This window comes from Varibaculum prostatecancerukia (assembly GCF_943169825.2).
Taxonomy (GTDB): domain Bacteria; phylum Actinomycetota; class Actinomycetes; order Actinomycetales; family Actinomycetaceae; genus Varibaculum; species Varibaculum prostatecancerukia.
Window position 1 is genome coordinate 240,774 of sequence record NZ_OW968402.1, and the last position, 20,724, is coordinate 261,497.

A 20,724-nucleotide genomic window follows, 5' to 3' on the forward strand; every position below is an offset into this window, starting at 1 on the left:
TTGACCCTGGGAAATATTTTTCACTTTGCGAATTGGTGCAATTTTCGGGTTAATACCCAAATGTTACTTAGCCCGAACTTCTTTTCTCATCTGAAAGAAGAAATGTTCAACAATGATTCATTTACTTCCATCAGTGAGCTACCCATAGCGGTTAATCAGTACATACATTGGTACAATACTGAGCGTATGCAAGAACGGCTCGCGGGGATGACCCCAAACGAATACCGCCAGCACGCGCTAGCCACCATGGGATAGAATCACACTGTCCAAGAATTGGGGTTCAGTGCATTCACCATATGGTATTGGTGAGAGTCCAAAGTGAAAGGTTCACTAATGAACATCAATAACATTAACAATTCCGGCGACTGGAACACTTTCAACCAAAATATTGGCGGTAGGACCGTAGAGGACATCTTTGATAAAGGCGAATTAGCTCAAGAGTGGTGTCACAAGAAAATGGTCAGAGACAACGCTTTTTCTGCACGAATGAAAAGATCATCAGTCGAGGTTGTTGTAGCGGCCATTCTGTTGGCTATTTACTGTTTCACCGCGAGGGCATCTGGAGATTTTGACAGTATGGACGCGTTCCTTAAATTCATAAGAGATGTACTTTCAGGGTCAATATTGCCACTTTTACGTACTGTTTTATTTGGGTTTGGCGGGTTCATAGCAGTGTTAGGTGGCGGAGGCTTCTTCCGCAGAGATGCCGTTGAGAGAAGAAACCATCAAGGTATGATGTTGATTGACCAGCGTGCCGAAGACCTTGGTTTCAAGAAAAAAGACTGGAACATTGCGAAGAGGCAGGCAAAGAGTATTAACTAGAATCTTTTCCAGATAATGGTAGGAATGTTTCTCAGCTTTACTATTTGTCTGGAGATTGAATCTTGCATCCAAATTACCCGCTTTGCACCCAAAACCGCACCTCTCCATCCAAAAAGACGGCTTGTATCAAAATGAGCGTCTAAACATCCACGCGAGAATGATTATTGCCGCGCGTCCAGGCTTTGACCCTGGTATTTTCCCCGTTAAGAGGAAGACCCCTATTGTCGGGAAGGCTGACTGTCGCCCCTGGGATTTAGTACCTGTGTGAGTAATAGTACAATATCGGTACTTTCTTATTTTATCAGGTAGTTCCCGACGTCGGTTTCTATGTGACCGCGTTTCAAACCTTTCGGTATTGATTTGAGCGGAAACGCCAGCACGAAGCAACTATAACGCAACCAAACCCACAGCAGACCCTTAGATGCCTGCTAAAAGCTAGCGTGAGATTGGTTAAAGAATAAGTCCTTCACGCGGGTAGCTGCGACCGAAATTAAAGAAAAAATGTGGCTATTGGTGCAATTGTTACGAATGTTGCATTTTGCTAAAAATTCCATAACTTTCCCTGCTCAACACGCCTTTATGGAGAGAGATTCTGGCAGCTAAATAGCCTATTTTTGATATGTGGAGTTTATAGGATTGGCCTTACCAATTTTGGTATTGATTCTCGGGGGAATATACCTTCCCCTTTTAATCGACACCAAACGGCGGCAAGCCCATTCCCACGGCGATGACCGTTTCAGCGCGAACCTGCGGGTGTTGGACACCCAGGCACACCCAGAAAAACGGCAGCGTTACAGCGTAAACCCCCCAGTCCTAGGAGGAACTATGCAGCGACCAGTAGCACCAACTCAGCGTGACCACAGTGAACTGATGGCCGCGAAGATTAACCGGGCTCAGCAGATTGAGCGTCGTGCGCAGGCTGCCCGTCGCCGCCTCACCCTGCTAACTGTGCAGTTTGCGGTGGGGATTGTGCTAGTAGCGGCAGCTGCGGTGACCTCTTTTTCCTGGTTATGGTCATTGATTCCCCTTGCTACTATGGGCGCTACCTTGTTCCTGGGGGCTCGTGCCGCGCAAGCTGGACGCGAAAACGATCAGCGCGCCCTCGAGCGGATTCGCGCGCTTGAAACCCGCCCCGCCAAGGGCCACCGCATGAGCGAGAGTGAAAAGAAGTATGCACAGCTCAGCGCGAAAGCAGAAGAGGACTTAAGCTCGCAGGCGAAAGCGGAAACTAAAGCTGAAAGCGAGAGCGTAAAAACCTCTGAACAGCTAGAAAAGACCAAAACCATTACTGCTGATACGGAAGCAGCGGATTCTGACCAGCAAACGAGCGGGAGCTTGGGACAGTCTGCCCTAGGTAAATTAGCGGCTGCTGCTCGCCGAGCCGCGAACTTCCGGGAATACTTTGTGCGCGGTGAAGCCGAAATCGCAGCTAAAGCCCAGGAAGAAACCGCCGAGACTACCTCGGAAGGCGAGGTAGCCAGCCAGCATCAGGCCGAAGCCCCAACGGAAACCGCGGCACCTGCAGTCGCGGTGAGTAAAGAAACTGACGCTCCCGAATCGAAGGCGAGCGAGATGGCCGAGGTAGTGGCGGAAACTGAAACCGAAGCCGCCGTGGAAATCACGGCTGATAAAGCAGATGTAGAACCGGCAAAGAGCGATGCGACCAGCGAAGCTGAAAGTACCTCGGCTGAGCGTAGCTGGACTCCCGCGCCCATGCCGAAACCGATTTACGCCCTCAAACCGCGGCTAGCTCGCCGGGACGTAGATGCCTCCGAGCTGCTCGCAGAACATTTAGCAGCGCGAGGTAGCGCACCCTATCGCCCTTCGCGTCCGCGCCCACACACCGAAGAATCTTTGACCACCGCCCAGTTGGTGGCGCAAAGCAAACCGGTAGATTTGGAAGCTATTTTGGACAGCCGGCGGATCGCCAACTAATAACTGGGCAGGTAAAAGCCTTAACGGTAATCCCGCGCGCCGAAAACATCGGTGCCAATACGCACCAGGGTTGCGCCCTCGCTGATGGCGATTTCTAGGTCCCCAGACATCCCCATCGACAGGTGGGTCGCGTCCTGTCCGCGTCCTCCGGCCCTAACTGTGCGATCGCGCAGCTCGCGCAAAATCCGGAAAGACTCGCGAATGCGTTGTTCATCAGGGCTAAGGGCTCCGATAGTCATAAATCCGCGCAGACTTAGCTGCTCCATTTGCAAAACTTGCTGAGTTAAGTCCCAGGCGTCTTCTGGGCTGATCCCCTCTTTGGAGGCTTCGCGCGAACAGTTCACCTCAATAAAACAAGGCAGAACACGTCCCGGATAGTTGGCCTCCAGGCGACGCACTAACCGCTGGGCAGTTTTCAGAGAATCTACCGTTTCCACCAGGTCACACACCTTGAGGGCGGCGGTTATCTTATTGCCCTGCAGACGACCAATAATATGCACTTCCGCATCTAAATCTGCTGCCCGCACTGCCTCATTGGTAGCTTGCGCCTCCTGAACGTGGTTATGGCCCAGCACTACCGGCAGGCCACGTATTTTCAGTTCGCGGCCAGCCGCAATAATCTGCTCACTAGTACGGGTTTTCACCGCCAACTCTAAAGTAACTTCGCTGCGCCCTCGTCCAGCCTGCTCACAAGCCTTAGTAATCCGCTGGTCTACTTTTTCAATCCCAGTAGCTATATCCATAACTCCCACTCTAGCGGGCACGGCAAATCTAGAAAGTTCCGCGTGCAGAGCCCTAGGTTAGATCCCCATAGGCAACCAGGTACGGTTGCAACTCCCTGCTCTCATCAGTTTTTGCAATATCCAAGGCAAATAGCATTCGCCATTCCCAAAGGCCGCTGCCGTCATCCACTTCTTGTAGCAGCGCCCAAACCTGCTTGCCGGCAAGTAGCTCGCTATCAGGATCAAGGTAGCGAGAAAGCAGTTCCCGCGCCTTTTCACCCTCGCTAATCACCGCATGACTACTGGCGCGCGCCCCCTGATCTAAAGTCAGGTCATCGTAGCGCTCCCAATAGTCATCCAACAGAGCCCCACGTTCCTCATCAGACCAGGCATTCCCCTCGGGATGTAAATCTTGACAGGCCTCCAGGCGGGGCAGACTATCGAAAGCTACTGCCTCCACGCGCTGCCAGGCAGCATTACGGAACTGGCGACGTAAAGCGAAAGGATTAGCACTGGGCAGCTGATTTTCGCCGCTCCCAAAGGCGGGTTCTTCCTCGGCTTCCTCCGGGCTGCCCTCACGCCGTTTCCCACTGGCCAATGCCTCCCACTCATCTAGCAGCGAGGAATCCACCCCTTTAACCGTGTTCCCCAACCAAATTAATAGCTGGTCGAAGTCCTCATTCCGGCGTTCCGGCGGCACGATTTGTCCCAGGGCGCGATAGGCGTCGGTCAGGTAGCGGAGCACCACGCCTTCGCTGCGCGCCAACTCGAACCGGGAAATGAATTGGGTAAAAGTCAGCGCATTTTCTACCAGGTAGCGCACTACCGATTTGGGGGAGGGGGTAGAACCGTAAACCCAGGGGTTGGAGTGGGCAAAAGTCTTAAACGCGCCCGCAATCAATTCTTTCAATGGCTGTGGCCAGGTAGTTTCTTCGAGGATTTCTTGACGCTGGTTGTACTCCACTCCTTCGGAACGCAACTTTTGATACACCTGGTCGCGCTGGGCTTTTTGCTGGGCGATCAGCACTTGGCGGGGATCCTCCAACACCGACTCCACAATCGAAACTAAATCCAAGGCGTAATCGGGGCTATCGGGATCCAATAAATCCAAAGCAGCCAGGGCAAAAGGCGATAAGGGCTGGTTAAGCGCAAAATCTTCCGGCAGGTCATGGGTGAGCACTAGGCGCCCGAGCTTCCCCGCCTGTTCAGAAGACAAATGCCGAACCACTTCCGCCTGTTTCAAAGAGGAATAAACCTGCCCTAAACGGCGTAAATGGGGGTTAGACTCCTGTGGAGCATCGTGGTTATTGCGTGCCAGCCACAGTAAATGCTCCCCGGCGTCGCGCTCACCGGAAAGCACATTGAGCGCCAAGGAATGGTCGATTCGGAAATGGGAGCGCAGCGGCTCCGGCTGGGCGGCGACCAGGCGTTCAAAAGTAGACCGCCCCCAGGAAATCTTCGGTTTTTGATTGTTTGTCGCCGGCGCGCTCTTGCGTTTTTGCCCCTTCGCCGCCAACTTCTTGGCCTCGATCACCTCGAGCGGTGCCTGCACCTCCACAAACCCCATAGTGTCGAACCCGGCGCGCCCGGCTCTGCCCGCAATCTGGTGGAACTCGCGCGCCGAAAGATGCCGCTGGCGGCGCCCATCGAACTTGACTAGGGAAGTAAATACCACGGTGCGGATAGGAACATTTATCCCCACCCCTAAAGTGTCAGTTCCGCAAATCACTGCCAAAAGACCTTGCTGAGCGAGCTGTTCCACCAACAGGCGGTAACGGGGTAGCATCCCTGCATGATGCACCCCCACGCCCAGGCGCAAAAGTCGCGACAGGGTTTGCCCGAATCCCTTGGTGAAATGGACTCCCTTTAACTGGGCAGCAATTTTTTCGCGTTTTTCGCGGTCCAGCAGATTAGCGGAAGCCAAGCCGGCTGCGGTTTTCACCGCATCATTTTGGGCGAAGTGCACCAAATATATCGGCCAGCGCCCCGCCTTAACCAGGCTTTCTAGCAAGTATTGGGGGTCGTCCTCGCTATATTCCATCTCTAGAGGCACCGGGCGCTCCGCCCCGTCCACCAATGCCACGTCCCGCCCGCTGCGTTCCTTTAAGTCCTGGAGGAAAAAATCGACGTTTCCCAAGGTTGCTGACATTAAGACGAATTGCACATTCGGTAGTTCCAGTAGCGGCACCTGCCAGGCCCAGCCGCGGTCAGGGTCACCGTAAAAGTGAAACTCATCCATGATGACTAATCCGGCATCCAGGTAGGAGCCATCGCGAAGCGACTGGTTAGCCAAAATCTCTGCGGTGCAACAAATGATCGGCGCCCCCGCATTTAGGGAAATATCGCCGGTAATCATCCCCACATTCCGAGCCCCAAATAGTTCCACCAGGTCAAAGAATTTCTCTGACACCAGGGCTTTTATAGGGGCGGTGTAGTAGGAACGCTGGTCTTTTGCCAGCGCTGCCAAGTGTCCCGCTAAGGCGATCATGGATTTGCCCGAACCAGTAGGAGTTGCCGCAATCACGTGGTTGCCAGAAAAAATTTCGGTGGCGGCCTGCTCTTGATGGGGATAGAGCGCCCGGCGGGTGGAAGCCGCCCAATTGGTGAAGCCGGCGAGGACTTCTAAAGGATCATTTAACTTCCCCGCGTCCTCTAAATCGTCCAACAGCTGATTTAGGGGGGCACTACTCATGCGGCTATTCTAACTAGCTTCCGCAGTATGGACACGTTTGCATAGAAACCTCCTTCCCGACTGTCCTAATAGGGGCGCCCAAAATAGTCTTGGGCGGATGAAAGGACAGAAATAACGTGGATCAAGCCGCCGAAATCGTCAAGCAAATAGCTGATGCCATCGCACTCTATGCCGAAATTTGGATCCTAATCGGATTGGGAATTTTCTACACGGTGATTACCCGGGGAGTGCAATTCCGCTTCTTCCGCCACATGTGGAAAGTGGTTTTTGCTTCCCGCCAGGGGGCGCAGGGAGGAATCTCCTCCTTCCAGGCTTTCACCATCTCCTTGGCGGCCCGGGTAGGGGTAGGCAACGTGTTTGGGGTGGCAGCGGCGCTAATCATCGGCGGTCCGGGCGCGATTTTCTGGATGTGGATAGTAGCGCTAGTGGGGATGGCTACCTCTTTTATGGAATCCACCCTGGCGCAGATTTTCAAAGTCAGGAACGCGGACGGTACTTTCCGAGGCGGCCCGGCCTACTATATGTGGCTAGGGCTGCGTAAACGTTGGTTTGGTTCCATCTTTGCGATCATTGCCATCATTACCTGCGGTTTCGTGATCACTTCCGTGCAGTCCAATGCGATTGCCGGCTCGATTATGGCCACTATGGGCACGACTGAAGCCCAGCAGGGCGCCCATTCGGCGATTATCGCGGTAATCCTGTTCGTTTTCGCAGCTCCGATTATTTTAGGAGGAATCCGTTCGGTAGCGCGAGTAACCGAATGGATGGCTCCGATTATGGCGGTGATTTACGTGATTATCGCCCTGATTATCCTGGTCATGAATATCGGGCAGATCCCGGCGATCTTGGCGTTAATCGTTAAAAGCGCCTTCACTGGCGGGGCGCTGGGAGGCGGCGTCGGCGGAGGAATCTTTGCTGCCCTCATCAACGGGGTACAGCGCGGCCTGTTTTCTAATGAGGCCGGGCAGGGTACTGCCCCCAACGCCGCGGCTACGGCTACGGTTTCCCATCCGGTGCGCCAGGGTCTGATTCAGTCGCTAGGGGTTTTCGTAGACACCATCATCGTTTGTTCCGCCACTGCCATCATCATCTTGAGTGCTCCCAAGTCGGTACTAACCGGTACTGATCCCTCCCAAGCGGCCTCTTTGACCAGCGTGGCGGTAGCCTCCCAACTGGGGGGCTGGTCAACCTACTTAATGTTGCTGATTATCTCAGTACTGGCCTTCTCGTCGATTATCGCCGCCTACGTTTATTCCGACGTAAATATGTCCTTCGTTACCACGAAGTCTTGGGCATCTTGGCTGGTGCGGATAGTTTCAGTGGCATCGGTGGTACTGGGAGCAGTGGTTTCTCTACCGCTGGTGTGGAATGCGGTCGATATCGCTATGGCAGCCATGACTATCACCAACTTGATTGCGATTACCTTGCTGTGGAAGTGGGGGGCGGGCGCCTTGAAAGATTACTCGGCCTCACGGCGGCGTGATAAGAACGTGGTACCAGTATTTGTGGCTAAGGACAATCCCTATTTACCTGGGGAATTACCCACCGATGTTTGGGATGATACCGATGATCAAACCGTTTCCACAGCCAAGGCCTAGCCTCCCTTGCCTGCCAGAAAAATAAGTGACTTAGTTTTCAGGTTTTCGCGTATTCGATGCCCTAAGGCAAAATAGTGGCTATGGAACAAACCCCAAAAACAGTCCATTCTGATTTCACGCGGCTAGACCATTTGAAAGCCTGGGCGGTACACGCTTTTACGGCCTCGGCAGTAATCTGGGCAGGCTGCGCGGTGTTGGCGTTGATGCGCCGCGACTACTTGCAGATGTGGGGCTGGTTGGCAATTAGTTTGGTTGTTGACGGCTTGGACGGCACCCTGGCTCGGCGTTGCCGGGTAAAAGAGGTGGTTCCCTGGTTTGATGGCTCCGCCCTCGATCTAATCGTTGACTATTTAACCTGGACGTTTATCCCCGCGATTTTCATGTCCCAAACCATAGTGTTTGCCCCGGGAACTCCCGGCAAAGGAATAGACCTTGTGGTGACGGAAGTGCTGATGGTAGCGGTTTGTGCGTCCTCTATGTTTTGTTACTGCAATAAGAAAGCAAAAAGCTCCGATAACTATTTCGTAGGGTTCCCCGCCGCCTGGAATATCGTAATCCTATATTTGTACCTGGTGGCGCTTCCCTGGTGGTTCAATCTGGCAATAGTGCTGCTGTTCATCGTGTTAACGCTCTCCCCGCTCACGTTCTGTCACCCCTTCCGGGTGGAAAAACTGCGCTGGCTCAATATCTTGTCGGTAGTTATCTGGCTGGCCTGCATCATTTGGCTCACCATCTACTTCCCGGAGCGCAACCCGCTGGTCTGGTGGGCATGGTGGATTAGCGGTATCTATTTCATAGGCAACGGGGTGGTGCGCACCTTCGTCGGTCCCCAAGCCGTGCGCAAGACAAAGTAGCTAACTAGCTGAATCGCTAGTGCCGCTAACGTGGTGTTAACAGGAAGTTCACTAGGTAACGTTCCCGTAAATATTTGGTGCCTTCTACCAGGAAACCGGAAATAATAAACAAGATTACGATCACTATTACATAGGTGGGGTAGTCTTTACCGGTCATCGCAAAATACACATAGGGAGCCGCGAAAGTAATCGCGGTGGTAAAGGTGCCTACCATCCGCACCCAGCGACGTTTGGCGGTGAACATAGCCAGCACCCCCCAGGTATAGGGGATGGCGGTAGCAATATCCATAGTCCACAGCACCAGCAGCGAACCGTGAAACTCTTTAACCAGGCTTACCGGTAAAACCCGCAAACTGGAATAGGTGATAACCACCAAATAGGCCAGCACTTTCGGGTCGGTACACCATTTCACTAGGCGGGAGCGGCGGGTTTGGGTAATTCCGCATGCCTTAAGCGCTCCCGAAAGTTCCGGGGGCATCCGGGTAGCATCGATTCCCTGGAAAGTTTGTCGCACCCGCTGCCTAGTGTTTTCGCTGAGGTCTTCCCAGCGGTCAATGATCGCTCCCATCAGGTTGCGCGGATCTAACATCCAGGGACGTTCGGGGTCTGTATCCTGCTCAGAAGCGGGAATCGCTCCCACTAGGCGTTTTCTATATTCCATGCCGTCAGGGTAGTGGGCAGCGTCCACTAAAGTGGAGCTACCGAGCAGGTGGGCGAGGCGTTCGGCCTGCGCGCCGCTGCCTCCTCCTAACCAGACAGAGAGGGGGCGTTGCAAGTCCCAGCGCAGTTCCCCCAAGAACCGCTCCCCGTCCTCAGAGGCTATAAAATCATCGAAACCTTGGTTTGGAAGGGTGAAAAGCCAGGAAACATCGCGGGTACTGCCCCTCCCCAATTCGGAAACCCGATGCAGACCAGTGCCACGACATAGAACTACCGGATCCACAGAATATTTAGATACCACGGCTAGATCGGTGAGCTTTCGCCCTTTATTCGAGGAGGATTCGATCGTCGCCACGGTCTCCAGTCTAGGAGAATTCCAGATTTTCCGGTCTTTTCATGGCGAGAAAGCGAAAAAATGGTCATACTAGAACTATGAAGGTTTTAGTAACTATCGCCTCCAAGCATGGAGCCACAGAAGAAGTCGGGAAAGTCATCGCCGAGGAACTGGAAAATGCGGGTCTGGAAGTAGACCTGGAAAAACCAGAAGAGGTCTACAGCCTAGATGGATACGGGGCAGTAATCATTGGGTCAGCTGTTTATCTAACCAAATGGATGGATAATGCCACCGACTTCTGCCGCCGCTTTGCATCGGAGCTGCGGCGCACCCCGCTCTGGGCATTTTCTGTGGGACTTTCGGGAGTGCCACAAGATAAAGTCCAAGATCCCTCTAGGGTAGGACCTGTGCTTTTGAACATTGAGCCCAAAGAATATGTGACTTTCCCCGGCAAGCTCGATCCCACAGAACTGTCTTTGCGTGAACGCACAGTAGCGCGTATGGGGGGAGCTGTTGAGGGCGACTTCCGCGATGACCAGATGGTTCGCGATTGGGCGCAAAAGATTATCAAAGAGATTAAGGCGTAACTTTTCTGTTAGGTTCCCAACTGGTGTGCGCAGACGACCAGTTGACCAGTCCCTAACCTGGTCAAGGTCATCTGCGCGCATTTAGTAGCTAATTGAGGCTTTGGTGACGCGCTAAGAATTTGTAGACGATCGCGTCATCTACTCCTGGGAAGGCTCCCGGTGGGACTGCCGCCAACAGGTGGGAATGGGTTTTCACTTCCGGATATGCTTTCCCATCCCATTCGCTGGCTAGGCGCGGATCCGCCAACCGGCAGCACCGAGGATCCGGGCAGGTAGAGGCAAGACGATTCTTGGTGTCGCGTCCGGCAAACCACTTAGACTCCGCGAAGGGAACCCCAATCCCGATGGAGTATTTCCCGGTGGATGTGGGGACTATCTGGGCGCTGCAAAAGAAGGTTCCCATTGGGGTGTCGGTATATTGCCGATAGGGTTTGCTCGCGTCCTCCTGCTTAAAAGCCTGCATAGAAGCATATTTACGGCATATAAGTTGCCCTTCGATAGCCCCGGAAACATCCTCAGGAAAACTAATCCCGTCATTGGCATAGATTTTGGTGAGCACCCCGGCAGGGGATACCCGGTCAAAATGCAGGCGGATTCCCAGATGCCGCGTTGCCAGATTGGTGAAGCGGTGGGCAGCGGTTTCATAACGCACCCCGTAGCGATCCACCAGCGCTCCCACTTCCAGTTCGCGCGCTTTCTTCGCTGCCTGCAACATGGCTACTGTCGGCTTTTCCGGTAGCAAAATAGCAGCCGCGAAATAGTTAGCGGCGATGCGTTGGCGCAAAAACTCTCCAAAACTGTGGGGGGTATCGTGTCCAAGTGCCACTCCGGCTATTGAACGCAGCCCCAAGGAGCGCACATATTTTTCCCCCGGCTGGTTGGGGCGTAAATAAATCCGCCGATTCTTCATATCCCGAATCGCGCGAGCGGCTGCCGGCAGATCATCGACGCGGATCAGGGTATATCCCAGGTGGCGGACTATACGTTCTAAATCGCCAGGGGCGCGCGGACCGTTTTCCATATCCAAGGCACCCAGAATATCCGCGGCCACCTGCTCGATCTCCGCTAGATAGTTATCGCGGGCGCGCATTTCCTCCCGTAACTTGCGATTTTCAGCGCGCGCTTTTTCCGGGGTTCCAGCGTGAACCCGTCGGGAGGACGCCAGCTCGCGTTGTAGACCCACGATTACTCGCAAAGCGTCGGTAGGCAGGCGGGAAGAAGGGTTAAGCCGGGGCAAGTCCAGTTTTTGATAGGAGGATTGTGCCTGGTAGCTGGCAAGTTCCAGTTCCAGTCGGGCGCGCTCGTCGGGCGCCTTGTCTTCTAGTAGGTATGAGGGAGTAACCGAGAGCGCCTCGGAAATCGCTTTCAGCAGGGAAAGCCGGGGTTCACGTTTGCCGTTTTCGATTTGAGAGATTAGCGAGGGTGCGCGATCAACCGCTTCTGCCAGTTGCTTTAAGGTGAGTTGCTTCTGTTTTCGCGCGTGCCGAATCCTCGCCCCCAGGATGGCGCTGGGGGAGAGCGCCAACTTTTCTTCATCACTAGCCATAGATTCCTCAAAAATTCGCAAATTGTGAATTATTTCAATAGTTTACAGCAAATTGCTAGACATCGAGAGATTTTATTGCGCAATACTCTAACTAAGGCCTCCAGCGAGGGGTTGGTCAGAAAAGGCTCAAGACTTAGAGGAGAACATCATGAGCACTGCAGAAGAAATCCAGAAGCGCGCAGCAGCAATTCAGAAGGAATGGGACACCAATCCCCGGTGGAAGGGCGTAGAGCGTCCTTACTCCGCACAGCGGGTAGCCGAACTGCAAGGCTCCATCGTTGAAGAACACACCCTGGCTAAGCGGGGCGCTGAGCGGCTATGGAAGTTGCTGCACGAGGAAGACTACATCAACGCTTTGGGTGCCATCACCGGTAACCAGGCAGTGCAGATGGTGCGGGCGGGTCTAAAAGCGATTTACCTGTCCGGTTGGCAGGTGGCCGCCGATGGCAACACCTCCGATAACACTTACCCCGACCAGTCCCTGTATCCCTATGATTCCGCCCCCAAGATGGTGCGCCGCATCAACAATGCGTTCAAGCGTGCCGACGAAATTACCTGGTCGGAACATCAGGATGTGGACTTTGATTGGTTCGCCCCGATCGTAGCCGATGCTGAGGCTGGATTCGGCGGCGCCCTCAACGCCTACGAATTAATGAAGAACATGATTAAGTCCGGTGCCTCCGGGGTTCACTACGAAGATCAGTTGGCGGCAGAAAAGAAATGCGGTCACCTGGGCGGGAAAGTTTTGATCCCCACTTCGCAGGCGATTCGCAACCTGGATGCGGCTCGTCTGGCTGCGGACGTGCAGAACACCTCCACTTTGATCGTGGCACGTACTGACTCGTTGGGCGCCAACCTAATTACCTCTGATGTTGACGAAATTGATCGCCAGTTCCTAACCGGTGAGCGTTCTGCCGAGGGTCACTACTACACCAAGGCTGGTAAAGAGGTAGTTATCGCTCGTCTACTCGCCTTTGCTCCCCACGCTGACCTGGTCTGGGTGGAAACCGCCACTCCGGATCCCGAGTTGGCTCGCGACGTGGCCGAAGCGGTTAAGGCAAAGTACCCGGACAAGATGCTGGCCTACAACTGCTCGCCCTCCTTCAACTGGAAAGCTAACCTGGATGATGCTCAGATTGCTTCCTTCCAGAAGGATTTGGCAGCTATGGGTTACTGCTTCCAGTTCATCACCCTGGCCGGATTCCACCAGATCAACTACGGTATGTTTGACCTGGCCAAGGGCTATGCACAGCACGACATGAGCGCCTTCGTAGAGCTGCAAGAAAAAGAGTTCGCAGCCGAGAAAGATGGTTACACTGCTCACCGTCACCAGCGCGAAGTGGGCGCCGGTTACTTTGACATGGTTTCCACCGCTATTAACCCCGAGTCGTCCACTCTGGCGATTAAAGGTTCCACCGAAGAAGCCCAGTTCTAAACCAAAAGGCATAGGAAAGAATGAATAACCATACTGATATAAGGGAAGGGAAGGTCGAGGTTCGCTACCCCCAGCATGAAGATCCGGGGACTAACCTCACCGACCGTTTCGATGAGATTTTAACTGATGAGGCTTTAGAGTTCTTGCGCCAGTTGCAGCTACGTTTTGGTGCTACCCGCGCAGAATTGCTAAAGGCACGCCATGATCGGCGTCAGCGCCTCACCAACGGCTACTTGCCGCACTTCCTAAAGGAAACCAAAGCTATTCGCGAGGACGATTCCTGGAAAGTAGCGTCATTTGCTCCCGGCTTGGAAGATCGCCGCGTGGAAATCACCGGTCCGACTGAACGGAAGATGACCATTAATGCCCTTAACTGTGGCGCTAAGTGCTGGTTGGCAGACCTAGAGGATGCCAACACCCCGCATTTCACCAATGTTATTGGCGGCCAGGTGAACCTCTATGACGCGATTCGTCGCACCATCGAGTACACCAACCCGGCCAATGGCAAGCACTACCAGTTAAATGAGGGCGAGCTGCCCACCATTATCGTGCGTCCGCGTGGGTGGCACCTGACGGAAAAGCACATCCGGATTGGGGGGCATTCCTCTTCCGGTTCGCTCACCGACTTTGGTCTCTACTTTTTCCACAATGCGAAAGAGCTGATCAAGCGGGGCAGCGGCCCCTACTTCTACCTGCCGAAGATGGAAAGCCATCTAGAGGCACGGCTGTGGGCGGACGTGTTTAACTTCTCGGAAGAATACCTGGGGATTCCGCACGGCACCATTCGGGCAACCTGCCTGATTGAAACCATTATGGGAGTCTTCGAGATGGAAGAAATCCTGTATGAACTGCGGGATTATTCTTCCGGTTTGAACGCGGGTCGTTGGGACTACATTTTCTCTGCGATTAAGAAGTTCCGTGACTCTGGCCCCAGCTGGGTGTTGCCGAATCGTTCCGACATCACTATGCAGGTTCCGTTTATGCACGCCTACACCGAGTTGCTGGTCAAGACCTGTCACAAGCGCGGCGCCCACGCGATCGGAGGAATGAGCGCCTTTATTCCCTCTAAAGATCCGGCAGTGAACGCCGAATCGGAACGCAAGGTGCGCGAGGACAAGACCCGCGAGGCCGAGGCCGGATTTGACGGTTCTTGGGTGGCTCACCCCGGGATGGTCAGCTATGTACGGGAAGTCTTTGATGGATACCTTAAGGATCGCCCCAACCAGGTAGATCGTCAGCGCGACGATGTAAACGTGACTGCCAAGGAGTTGCTGGACTTTGCTTCTACTCCGGGCGCTATCACCGAGGCGGGGGTGCGCACCAATGTGGCCGTAGGACTGCGTTACCTGTACTCCTGGTTAGGTGGAAATGGAGCCGCGGGCATTTATGGGTTGATGGAAGATGCCGCTACCGCGGAAATCTCTCGTTCCCAGATTTGGCAGTGGCTACGCTACCAGTGCGAACTAGATGATGGCCGCAAAGTTACCCAGCAGCTGGTAGAGGAACTATTTGCCGACGAATACGACAAGTTCCTCGCAGAGGTGGGCGAAGAAGGCAAAGAACGCGGGCAGCAATCTGCACGGATCTTCAAAGAGGTCTGTATGCAAGGGGAGTTCCCTACGTTCTTGACGGTTCCGGTCTATGCCAACGAGTTGGAATAGTCTGGCGCCAGAATTCACTAAGCGCCTGAATAATCTTGATTGATTGCTTCAGGAGTGGAGCCAATAAATAAATAGTTTACTGACCGGTGACCGGCGGGGAGATTTTCTCCCCGCCGGTCATTCCACAACTACTGCTCTTTCACGCGTTCTTTGGCGCCGACTGGAAAACTATCTGTGTTTTTAGCATCAGAGTTTCGTAGCTACATTCCGATTATCGCGCCAAGAAAAGTATCTCTAGTCACATGGAAGCCTTTCAGTTATGCATAACTATTCATTACTTGATATAAATATTCACTATGAAGGTTTCAATTATTGGTGCCAGCGGATTTGCCGGAGGAGAAATCCTGCGGATAGTTGCGGCGCACCCCGCCTTTGAGGTTGACCAGCTATGCGCGTCCTCCTCAGCGGGTAAAAAGCTAGGGGAGTTCCACCCCCAACTTCCTCAGTTAGCGCAGCGGAAACTAACAGCAGTAGACCCGGCAGCGCTAAAAGAAAGCGCCTCGATTTTCCTGGCGCTCCCGCACGGACAATCCGGCAAAATAGCGGGGCAGCTACGCGAAGCCGGGGTGGAAAGCCTGCTGGTAGATTGCGGAGCTGACCATCGCCTCACTTCCCAAGCAGCCTGGGATCACTACTATGGCGGGGAATACCACCAGGCCTGGACCTATGGGATGCCGGAACTGCAGAGCTTTAGCGGCCCGTCTCAGCGCGAGCAGCTGAAAAAAACTCAGCAGATTGCGGTTCCCGGATGTAACGTTACTGCTGTCACCTTGGCCTTTCAGCCGCTGGTAGCAGCCGGGTTAATAGATCCGGGCGATATTGTGGCCACCTTGGCGGTGGGGTATTCGGGAGCTGGAAAATCACTAAAACCGCATCTCTTGGCCACGGCCGCCCTGGGAAATGCCCAACCCTACGCGGTAGGAGGAACCCATCGGCATATCCCTGAAATCGCACAAAACTTTGCGGTTAGCAGCAAAAATGACGCCGAGGACTTTAAAATCACCCTCACCCCGGTCTTGGTGCCGATGTCCCGGGGAATTCTGGCAACCGTAACCGCCAGTGCCACCGAAAAAACTTCCACCGAGCAGCTGCACGCCCTCTATCAGGATTTTTACCAAGAAGAAAACCTTATCCAGGTACTTGAACTCGGCTCTTGGCCGCAAACCCAAGGGGTGACCGGGAGCGCAAACGTGCAGGTGCAAGTGGCGCTGGATCAGCGTTCCGGAAAGATTATTGCCCTCAGCGCCCTCGATAACTTGGGGAAAGGAACCGCGCAAGCGGCCGTGCAATCGGCCAACTTGGCGCTGGGACTACCCGAATATAGCGGCATTAACCAGATTGGAGTTGCCCCGTGAAAAAAGATGAAAGCCTGCAAGGCGTAACCAGCGTACCGGGGTTTAAAGCCTGCGGAATCGCCTCGGGAATGCGTAAAAACCAGCGCAAAGACTTAGCGCTCGTCCTTAATACCGGCGCAAATCCGGTGGCCGCCGGAGTGTTTACCTCTAATCGCTTCGCCGCCGCTCCCGTGCTTTACTCGCGGGCAATGCTCAGTAAAGGGGCGACCGGGATGCGTTCGGTAGTGCTTAACTCCGGCAGCGCCAATGCTTGCACCGGCAAAAGCGGGCTCAAAGATGCAGTTACCACCGCCAAGGCAGTCGGAGCCGCCCTGGCAATCGATCCGCGGCAAGTGCTAGTGTGCTCCACCGGGATGATCGGGGTGCCGCTGCCGATGGAGAAAATGTTATCCGGGATTGAAACTGCAGCCACCAGTCTTAGCGAAGAGGGCGGCGCGGATGCCTCCTGGGCGATTCTCACCACCGATAATGAACCGAAAACAGTTCACTACCAGGCAGAAGGCTACCAAATCGCCGGCATGGCAAAAGGGGCAGGAATGTTAGCGCCGGCCCTGGCCACTATGCTTTGTGTAATCACCACTGACGCTCTCCTAGATGCCGAAACCGCCCAAAAATCCCTAGAAGTTGCCTGCGCGAAAACCTTTAACCGTCTGGATTCCGATGGGTGCATGTCCACCAATGACACCGTAATTTTGTTGGCCTCCGGGGAAAGTGGGAAGGCGCCTAGCGGATTTACCGCGGCACTGACCGAAACCTGTGCCCAGTTGGCGCGGAAACTCGCTGATGACGCGGAAGGCGCACAGCACACTGTAGAGATTGCGGTTACCGAAGCCGAAAGCGAAGCCGGTGCATTGATCGCGGCGAAAACTATTTCCCGCTCAAACCTGGTTAAAACAGCTATCGCCGGGTGCGACCCCAATTGGGGAAGAATCGTTTCCGAACTGGGAACCGTCCCAGAAAGTGTTTGCCCCTATGACCCCGCGCAGGTATCGGTGCTGTTCAACGGGGTGCAGGTGTGTAAGGACGGTGCCGCTTGGGGGAACCGGGAAGACGTCCCCTTTGACAGTCGAGAGGTGCATTTAGAAGTGCGCCTGGGAGCTGGAAATGCCCAGGCCAGCGTACTTACCAACGACCTTACCCACGAATATATTCATATCAACGCGGACTATTCATCATGATTGTTAAAAACCTATCTGCCTGGGATAAAGCCGGGATACTGCTAGAAACCTTGCCGTGGCTACGCGAATATTCCGGCTCGCGGATTGTCATTAAGTACGGCGGCAACGCCATGATTTCGGAAGAGCTCAAGACTGCTTTTGCCCGGGATATTATTTTCCTGCACGAATGGGGGATTGAACCCGTAATTGTGCACGGCGGCGGTCCCCAAATCAGTTCTATGCTAGAAACTCTGGGAATCGAAACTCCGTTTGTTTCCGGTTTACGCGTCACCAGCCCGGAAGTAATGAAAGTGGTGCGGATGGTGCTCACCGGGATGGTGCAGCGCGAACTGGTTTCTTTGCTTAACGAAACTTCGATTGCGGCGATTGGGATGTCCGGGGAGGACGGAGCGTTCTTAAAGGCTGTTAAAAAGAGCGCTAGCGTAGAGGGAAAACCTGTTGACCTGGGGTTAGTTGGCGAAGTGACTGCAGTTGATCCCGGACCTATAGAAGATTTACTGCAGTCCGGACGCATCCCGGTAGTGTCCTCGATTGCGGTTAATCAAGATGACCCCACCCAGGTTTTGAACATTAACGCCGATTTAGCGGCTGCGGCAGTCGCGGGAGCTATTGGAGCGAAGAAACTTATCGTCCTCACCGACGTGAAAGGACTCTATCGCAACTGGCCAGACCCTGATACCCGGATTTCGCAGATAAAAGCCAGTGAGGCCGCCGAAATGCTGCCCACCATAGAAGCGGGAATGCGCCCCAAAGTGCAAGCCTGCATTCAGGCCTGTCAGCAAGGGGTACCCCGGGCAACTATTATTGACGGGCGGGTGCCGCACTCGATGCTGCTAGAAATCTTCACCGATACCGGATTTGGAACCATGGTGAAGGGAGATAACTATGAATAACGCCGAATGGATAAGCACCTACCAAGAAAACCTTCTAGGGGTTTTCGGGCAGCCTCAAGCCTGTTTCACCCATGGTAAAGGCACTAGGGTTTGGGACGCCGATGGTAAAGAATACCTGGATCTGCTGGCAGGGATCGCGGTAAACGCTCTCGGGTATGCCCATCCAGAAATAGTGAAGACTATCGGGGAGCAAGCCAGCCGCTTTACCCACGTCTCTAACTTTTTCACTACCCCGCAGCAGGTAGAGGCCGCGGCGGCAGTAAAGAAAATCTGCGCCGCCGGTTGGTCAAGTCAGACGAGCGAAAAAATCACTGCGCAGGCACGGGTGCTGTTCGTGAATTCGGGCACCGAAGCCAATGAGGCCGCCCTAAAAATGGCGCTAGCTGCCCAGCCGGGAGGGCGGGCGATTGCACTGAAAGGCGCATTTCACGGACGCACCCTGGGGTCGCTTTCACTGACCTATAAAGCTCCTTACCGTGAGCCCTTTGCTCCCTTCGTCGGCCCTACCGAGTTTGTGGAGGCCTCGGTAACAGGAATCGAGGCAGTAGATCCGAAAGGAATATCCGCGATTTTCCTGGAACCGCTGCAAGGCGAAGCGGGAGTAATCCCCCTAGCCCCCGAAGTTTTAGCCGCCGCGCGTAAGCTCGCCGACCAAACCGGCGCTTTGCTAATTTTTGACGAAGTGCAAACCGGGATGGGTAGATGCGGAAAATGGCTCGCCCACCAGGGGATTAGTCACGACGGAAAAGAAATAATCCCGGACGTGGTGACTCTGGCGAAAGGCCTAGGCGCCGGAGTGTCGGTAGGGGCTTGTGTGGCGATGAACCAGCGCGCCGCCAGCGCCCTAAAACCGGGAAGTCACGGCACCACTTTCGGGGGGAACCCGCTGGTAACCGCGGTAGTGGCGCGCAGCATCACCTTGATGGAGGAACTGGATTTACCGACTCACGCCGCCAAAGTTGGGGACGCCTGGATGCAGGCGATCGCAAATGCCCAAATCCCGGGGATCAAGACGACCCGGGGGCAAGGACTGCTACGCGGCCTCGTCCTCGAAAAAAATGTTGCCCCGCAACTAGCGAAGGCCCTGTTTAAGGCCGGGTTTATTGTAAATGCCCCGGCTGCCAACATTATTCGTTTGGCGCCGCCCCTAATTATTGAACTTGAAGAAGCAAAAACCCTGATACCGGCGTTAAAGGAAGCGCTCGCGCAGGTAGAACTAGACCTAGAAAAAGGAGAATAACCATGAGTAAAGATCGGGTAGTACTGGCATATTCGGGCGGATTGGACACTTCGGTGGCCATCGGCTGGATCGGGGAACAAACCGGCAAAGAGGTGATCGCCTGCGCCGTTGACGTAGGGCAAGGCGGGGAAGACCTGGAGGTAATCCGCCAACGCGCCCTCGATTGCGGGGCAGTCGATGCCTATGTGGCTGACGCGAAAGACGAATTCGCCGAAGAATATTGCCTGCCAGCAATCAAAGCTAATGGTCTTTACATGGATCAATATCCGCTGGTATCGGCGCTTTCTCGGCCGCTGATTTGTAAACACCTGGTGAAAGTAGCCAATAAGTTCGGCGCCGACACCGTCGCTCATGGTTGCACCGGGAAAGGCAACGACCAGGTACGTTTCGAGGTGTCGCTTACCAGCCAAAACCCGGAAATTAAATGTATATCGCCGGTACGGGATCTGGCGCTGACCCGGGACGTGGCGATTAAGTATGCCGAAGAACACGAGCTGCCGATCGAAACCACCAAACATAACCCCTTCTCCATTGACCAGAACGTGTGGGGGCGTGCGGTAGAAACCGGATACCTGGAGGATCTATGGAATCCGCCCACTAAAGACGTCTATGTTTACACCGATGACCCCGCCTATCCGCCAGTGCCGGATCAGGTAGTAATCAGTTTTAAGCAGGGCGTTCCGGTGGCATTGGACGGACAAAAAATGTCAGTTCTGCAGATTATTCAGGAAATGAATCGCCGGGCTGGTGCCCAGGGGATAGGGCGCCTAGATATGGTGGAAGATCGCCTGGTAGGGATTAAGTCGCGGGAAATCTATGAGGCGCCCGGCGCGGTTGCGCTGATCATTGCCCACCAGAATCTAGAAAATCTGACTTTGGAGCGCGAACAAGGACGCTTCAAACGGCAAGTGGAACAACGCTGGTCAGAACTGGTTTACGAAGGGCAATGGTATTCACCGCTGAAAGGCTCCCTCGATGCTTTCGTAGAAGACAGCCAAAAATACGTCACCGGCGATATTCGGATGATTCTGCACGGCGGGCGGGCAGTAGTTGATGGACGGCGCTCCGAAGTCGGCTTGTATGACTTCAACCTGGCGACCTACGATTCAGGAGACAGCTTTGACCAGTCTCTCTCGCGCGGATTCATCGGAATCTATGGGCTATCAACCCAGTTGGCAGCGGCGCGGGAACAAAAAGAAAGCAAGAAATAAT

At 54.2% G+C, this 20,724-nt stretch carries 17 protein-coding genes; 13 read left to right on the forward strand and 4 right to left on the reverse strand.

Annotated features, from left to right (window positions below; all coding sequences use genetic code 11):
• Positions 1-60 precede the first annotated feature (60 nt).
• The 3 genes from KO216_RS01040 to KO216_RS01050 all read left to right on the forward strand — a co-directional run bounded on the left by KO216_RS01040 (position 61) and on the right by KO216_RS01050 (position 2,757).
• Positions 61-255, forward strand: a complete 195-nt coding sequence (locus KO216_RS01040; RefSeq protein ID WP_215522422.1) for an IS3 family transposase — start codon at positions 61-63, stop codon at positions 253-255.
• Positions 256-333: 78 nt separating this feature from the next.
• A complete protein-coding gene (locus KO216_RS01045) occupies positions 334-822 on the forward strand; it encodes a hypothetical protein (RefSeq protein WP_215522424.1) in 489 nt (162 codons plus the stop codon).
• A gap of 636 nt (positions 823-1,458) precedes the next feature.
• Positions 1,459-2,757: a hypothetical protein gene (locus KO216_RS01050; protein ID WP_215522425.1), complete on the forward strand. Its 1,299-nt coding sequence runs from the start codon at positions 1,459-1,461 to the stop codon at positions 2,755-2,757.
• Between the two features lie 20 nt (positions 2,758-2,777).
• Here the strand turns inward: KO216_RS01050 and KO216_RS01055 are convergent, their stop codons facing one another.
• Positions 2,778-3,500: a YggS family pyridoxal phosphate-dependent enzyme gene (locus KO216_RS01055; protein WP_215522427.1), complete on the reverse strand. Its 723-nt coding sequence runs from the start codon at positions 3,498-3,500 to the stop codon at positions 2,778-2,780.
• 52 nt (positions 3,501-3,552) lie between these two features.
• Positions 3,553-6,171, reverse strand: coding sequence for a DEAD/DEAH box helicase (locus tag KO216_RS01060; protein WP_215522429.1), 2,619 nt, complete (start codon positions 6,169-6,171; stop codon positions 3,553-3,555).
• 116 nt (positions 6,172-6,287) lie between these two features.
• On the opposite strand from KO216_RS01060, the gene KO216_RS01065 reads away from it, so the two are divergent.
• Both KO216_RS01065 and KO216_RS01070 read left to right on the forward strand, forming a co-directional pair.
• A complete protein-coding gene (locus KO216_RS01065) occupies positions 6,288-7,769 on the forward strand; it encodes an alanine/glycine:cation symporter family protein (protein WP_215522430.1) in 1,482 nt (493 codons plus the stop codon).
• Between the two features lie 80 nt (positions 7,770-7,849).
• Positions 7,850-8,623 carry a CDP-alcohol phosphatidyltransferase family protein gene (locus KO216_RS01070; protein ID WP_215522432.1) on the forward strand — a complete coding sequence of 258 codons (774 nt, stop codon included), beginning with the start codon at positions 7,850-7,852 and terminating at the stop codon, positions 8,621-8,623.
• A gap of 25 nt (positions 8,624-8,648) precedes the next feature.
• Here the strand turns inward: KO216_RS01070 and KO216_RS01075 are convergent, their stop codons facing one another.
• Positions 8,649-9,638, reverse strand: a complete 990-nt coding sequence (locus tag KO216_RS01075; protein ID WP_215522433.1) for a hypothetical protein — start codon at positions 9,636-9,638, stop codon at positions 8,649-8,651.
• A 77-nt stretch (positions 9,639-9,715) separates the two neighbouring features.
• Between KO216_RS01075 and KO216_RS01080 the strand changes: the two genes are divergently transcribed.
• Positions 9,716-10,204, forward strand: coding sequence for a flavodoxin domain-containing protein (locus KO216_RS01080; RefSeq protein ID WP_215522435.1), 489 nt, complete (start codon positions 9,716-9,718; stop codon positions 10,202-10,204).
• A gap of 88 nt (positions 10,205-10,292) precedes the next feature.
• On the opposite strand, the gene KO216_RS01085 is transcribed toward KO216_RS01080, so the two are convergent.
• The gene (locus tag KO216_RS01085) at positions 10,293-11,750 is read right to left on the reverse strand and encodes a helix-turn-helix transcriptional regulator (protein WP_215522437.1); all 1,458 of its coding nucleotides are present in this window, start codon (positions 11,748-11,750) and stop codon (positions 10,293-10,295) included.
• Positions 11,751-11,898: 148 nt separating this feature from the next.
• Between KO216_RS01085 and aceA the strand changes: the two genes are divergently transcribed.
• The 7 genes from aceA to KO216_RS01120 all read left to right on the forward strand — a co-directional run bounded on the left by aceA (position 11,899) and on the right by KO216_RS01120 (position 20,723).
• Complete coding sequence (gene aceA, locus KO216_RS01090) at positions 11,899-13,185, forward strand: isocitrate lyase (RefSeq protein WP_215522439.1); 1,287 nt, start codon at positions 11,899-11,901, stop codon at positions 13,183-13,185.
• A gap of 20 nt (positions 13,186-13,205) precedes the next feature.
• On the forward strand, positions 13,206-14,846 hold the full coding sequence (gene aceB, locus KO216_RS01095; protein ID WP_215522440.1) for a malate synthase A: 1,641 nt from the start codon (positions 13,206-13,208) through the stop codon (positions 14,844-14,846).
• Positions 14,847-15,142: 296 nt separating this feature from the next.
• On the forward strand, positions 15,143-16,201 hold the full coding sequence (argC, locus tag KO216_RS01100; RefSeq protein ID WP_215522441.1) for an N-acetyl-gamma-glutamyl-phosphate reductase: 1,059 nt from the start codon (positions 15,143-15,145) through the stop codon (positions 16,199-16,201).
• Between the two features lie 68 nt (positions 16,202-16,269).
• Positions 16,270-17,379, forward strand: a complete 1,110-nt coding sequence (gene argJ / locus KO216_RS01105) for a bifunctional glutamate N-acetyltransferase/amino-acid acetyltransferase ArgJ (RefSeq protein ID WP_251452057.1) — start codon at positions 16,270-16,272, stop codon at positions 17,377-17,379.
• Positions 17,376-18,272, forward strand: coding sequence for an acetylglutamate kinase (argB, locus tag KO216_RS01110; RefSeq protein WP_215522443.1), 897 nt, complete (start codon positions 17,376-17,378; stop codon positions 18,270-18,272). Before argJ ends, argB begins: the two co-directional genes overlap by 4 nt.
• On the forward strand, positions 18,265-19,512 hold the full coding sequence (locus KO216_RS01115) for an aspartate aminotransferase family protein (protein WP_215522445.1): 1,248 nt from the start codon (positions 18,265-18,267) through the stop codon (positions 19,510-19,512). Before argB ends, KO216_RS01115 begins: the two co-directional genes overlap by 8 nt.
• On the forward strand, positions 19,509-20,723 hold the full coding sequence (locus KO216_RS01120; protein WP_309547359.1) for an argininosuccinate synthase: 1,215 nt from the start codon (positions 19,509-19,511) through the stop codon (positions 20,721-20,723). The genes KO216_RS01115 and KO216_RS01120 overlap by 4 nt, the downstream gene beginning before the upstream one ends.
• Position 20,724 lies beyond the last annotated feature (1 nt).